This window comes from Vibrio sp. 1078-1 (assembly GCF_033340475.1).
Genome location: NZ_JAWOWM010000126.1, coordinates 1 through 934, shown reverse-complemented (window position 1 = coordinate 934; position 934 = coordinate 1). Strand labels below are relative to the sequence as shown.

At 47.6% G+C, this 934-nt stretch carries 8 tRNA genes; all 8 read left to right on the top strand.

Annotated features, from left to right (window positions below):
- Position 1 precedes the first annotated feature (1 nt).
- The 8 genes from R7190_RS26085 (at position 2) to R7190_RS26050 (ending at position 930) form a co-directional block, all read left to right on the top strand.
- Positions 2–86: transfer RNA gene (locus tag R7190_RS26085), tRNA-Leu, on the top strand.
- Positions 87–116: 30 nt separating this feature from the next.
- Positions 117–191: transfer RNA gene (locus tag R7190_RS26080), tRNA-Gln, on the top strand.
- A 53-nt stretch (positions 192–244) separates the two neighbouring features.
- Positions 245–329, top strand: a tRNA-Leu gene (locus tag R7190_RS26075).
- Between the two features lie 22 nt (positions 330–351).
- Positions 352–428 (top strand) — tRNA-Met (locus R7190_RS26070).
- 40 nt (positions 429–468) lie between these two features.
- Positions 469–553: transfer RNA gene (locus R7190_RS26065), tRNA-Leu, on the top strand.
- A 29-nt stretch (positions 554–582) separates the two neighbouring features.
- Positions 583–667: transfer RNA gene (locus R7190_RS26060), tRNA-Leu, on the top strand.
- 50 nt (positions 668–717) lie between these two features.
- A tRNA-Gln gene (locus tag R7190_RS26055) sits at positions 718–792 on the top strand.
- A 53-nt stretch (positions 793–845) separates the two neighbouring features.
- Positions 846–930, top strand: a tRNA-Leu gene (locus R7190_RS26050).
- The last annotated feature ends 4 nt before the right edge of the window (positions 931–934 follow it).

Below are 934 nucleotides of genomic sequence, written 5' to 3'. Positions count from 1 at the left end.
TGCGGAAGTGGCGGAATTGGTAGACGCACCAGATTTAGGTTCTGGCGCCGCAAGGTGTGAGAGTTCAAGTCTCTCCTTCCGCACCATTATTTAAGTCTCTTTTATTAGAGCAATGTAGGGCTATCGCCAAGCGGTAAGGCAGCGGCTTTTGATGCCGCCATTCCCTGGTTCGAATCCAGGTAGCCCTGCCACATACAATGATATTGAGATTTTACCAATTATCTTGATATCTACAGATCAAGTTGCGGAAGTGGCGGAATTGGTAGACGCACCAGATTTAGGTTCTGGCGCCGCAAGGTGTGAGAGTTCAAGTCTCTCCTTCCGCACCATTCTTGATCAAAGTTTTAAAATGGCTACGTAGCTCAGCTGGTTAGAGCACATCACTCATAATGATGGGGTCACAGGTTCGAATCCCGTCGTAGCCACCATTCCTAAATGTTCTTTTTATCAGAGCAGTTAGGAATAGATGCGGAAGTGGCGGAATTGGTAGACGCACCAGATTTAGGTTCTGGCGCCGCAAGGTGTGAGAGTTCAAGTCTCTCCTTCCGCACCATCTTAAATTAATCTACACTATCAGAATACGCGGAAGTGGCGGAATTGGTAGACGCACCAGATTTAGGTTCTGGCGCCGTAAGGTGTGAGAGTTCAAGTCTCTCCTTCCGCACCATTCTTTCTCTCGATAAGAGAGGTTAAGTAGTCTTTGACTATTTACGCTGTAGGGCTATCGCCAAGCGGTAAGGCAGCGGCTTTTGATGCCGCCATTCCCTGGTTCGAATCCAGGTAGCCCTGCCATATACAACGATATTGAGATTTTACCAATTATCTTGATATCTACAGATTAAGTTGCGGAAGTGGCGGAATTGGTAGACGCACCAGATTTAGGTTCTGGCGCCGCAAGGTGTGAGAGTTCAAGTCTCTCCTTCCGCACCATTAT